We start from the raw sequence: 1,873 nt of genomic DNA, 5'->3' as shown, positions 1-1,873 counted from the left end.
ATAGTCGGTCATGTTGTTGAACTAACGCATGCGTTAGTTGCATAAGAAAACATCAAAATTCTATTTACATAAAGACTTTACTTGTTTATCAAATTCGGTATTTTCCTTATAGTACACACCTTTTAATTCTAAAAGTTTAAAGTCTCCAATTTCTTTATCTTTACGATAAGCTTTTACAATGCAACCGTCATCGAAAAGTAAAAGAAAAGCTCGTTTTTCTTGATTTTCGTCACGAATAAACTTCATCTTTCTGACATTATCTACCCAGTTATTAATACTCTCAAGGTTAGTTATTTCTTTAAGGTTTCCGTTTTTTCCATATACGATTTTTGTTATGTCTTTAGCTGTATAGATTGATTCAAAAGATACTCCATCCTCTTTTTTTTGACAAGACATTAAACTTGCTATAAATAGTAATAAACAAGTGTAAAAGAATAATCTTCTCACAAAGTTCTCACCCCTCATATGCCTCCTAAACACTACTTTATATATTCGAGTTATCACTCATTGAGTCCTTTCCTTATGCAACTAATCTGCCATTTTGTTGAATAAAAAAAACTGCCGAAGCGGTCATTCATTGTTAATCTAAAGCATGCGTTAGTTGCATAAAATTTAAGTTCACATTATTGACGTTCAATGGTTTTTTCTGATTTCATTGTGAATATATTTGAAGATTTCTTGTTTAAAAATTTCCAAATTACATAACCAAAATATGCCCCTAAAGTATTTAATATCAAATCATCAATGTCTGATGCACGCCCCATTGGGACAATATATTGAACGATTTCGATAAACAAAGATAACAATAATCCCATGAAGGTTACATTTAGAATTATTCTCTTAGATGATTTACGTAAAGAAAGAAGTAATCCAAATGGAATGAATAATAGAATATTCAATCCTAAATTACGAATTGGCACTGTAATATCAACAGAATTAAATATAATATCATACATTCCTATAAATGGTACAAAGTTCACTACTCGGGGCATTGCTATACCATAAGAAAGTGGAAAAACAGTTATTAATAAGATAGCAATAATGCTAATCACAAATAAATTATTTACAACCACTCTTTTAAAATTAGTGTTCTTCTTCTTGATAACAAAGTATGTAGTAAAACCCATAGCTAAGACGATTATGATAAATATAGGAACAATATCACCAAATGCTCTCCATAATTGAATCACTATTTTTCTTCCTCCCTAAATACATAGAATAAACTCATTTTAACATAAATTTTATCCAGTTTTTGGAAGTTTTCTTATATAACTAAACTGCTATTTTGTTGAATAAAAAAATGAGCTGCCAAAGCAACTCATGGTGTACCACTAACGCACTGCGTTAGTGGTACACCAAAAAGGGAACAGTTCTCTTTATAAAAAAGTTAAATAAAATAAGGGTTTTCCTATCATTTATTCCCTAATACCTCTACCGATTACTTTCCTAGTTTCACCATCGAAATAAACTGTGATATCTCCTAACAAATTGTTATCCTTCACTTTGAAAGTTACAGCATAAACTTCTTTTCCATCGTAACTTTTGTCCGTTAGTTGTGCGATTTCTTTTGTAACTACTTTTCGTTCTACTTTCCCATCACCATCTGGTTCGCTATTTGTTAATTCTGCTTTTTCGCCATCTGATAGTGTATGATAAACGATTGCTGCTATTGATTGTGAAGATGCTTTTTCTTCTTTATCGTTACCGCAGCCAGACAAAATGATTGCTGATAAAACAACACTCAAGATTATATGAAAATATTTTTGCAATTTCATCACCCCGATTTAATTAATATTCGTAACAAATAAATCATCACTATACGGACTAATAAATATTTCTCTTCTATAACTAAAATCCCTTTATTTCCTAATTC

The 1,873-nt window shown here is 30.3% G+C and carries 3 protein-coding genes; all 3 read right to left on the bottom strand.

What is annotated here, in order from left to right:
• Positions 1-60: 60 nt before the first annotated feature.
• Complete coding sequence (locus EP747_RS23625; protein ID WP_129692428.1) at positions 61-447, bottom strand: hypothetical protein; 387 nt, start codon at positions 445-447, stop codon at positions 61-63.
• 176 nt (positions 448-623) lie between these two features.
• Positions 624-1,190: a VanZ family protein gene (locus EP747_RS23620; RefSeq protein WP_129692427.1), complete on the bottom strand. Its 567-nt coding sequence runs from the start codon at positions 1,188-1,190 to the stop codon at positions 624-626.
• 225 nt (positions 1,191-1,415) lie between these two features.
• A complete protein-coding gene (locus EP747_RS23615) occupies positions 1,416-1,769 on the bottom strand; it encodes a hypothetical protein (RefSeq protein ID WP_129692426.1) in 354 nt (117 codons plus the stop codon).
• Positions 1,770-1,873 lie beyond the last annotated feature (104 nt).

It is taken from the genome of Gottfriedia acidiceleris, assembly GCF_004138285.1.
GTDB lineage: Bacteria > Bacillota > Bacilli > Bacillales > Bacillaceae_G > Gottfriedia > Gottfriedia acidiceleris_A.
This window is presented reverse-complemented; position numbering and strand designations above follow the sequence as displayed.